General features: G+C 41.4%; 1 protein-coding gene. It reads right to left on the minus strand.

Annotated elements, in window-relative coordinates:
• The coding region (locus KVT11_RS20310; protein WP_217609191.1) for a hypothetical protein at window positions 1-205 on the minus strand (205 nt) is incomplete at its 3' end.
• Window positions 206-249 lie beyond the last annotated feature (44 nt).

Here is a 249-nt window from a genome sequence, read left to right on the forward strand (position 1 = left end):
ACTTCGTACCGCTTTCGTTCCGTCTTCGTTCTGCGATAGGTTCTTCTTCCGTTCTGGGTTCTGTTTCGTGTTCACTCGAAAACTCTTGATATGACTCGTATATCACAATGGTGAATAGTGTTCCTAGTTCCGTTTCGCTAACAGTGATGATGTTGTTCGTAACGAGTATCTTAATTGAACGCATAATTGTACTTTTAGACAGCATTTTTAGCCCTCTTCCTTCTTTATACACGAGGTCCTCACATAGTC

The organism is Bacillus sp. GbtcB10, assembly GCF_019091365.1.
Taxonomy (GTDB): Bacteria; Bacillota; Bacilli; order Bacillales; family Bacillaceae; genus Bacillus; species Bacillus altitudinis.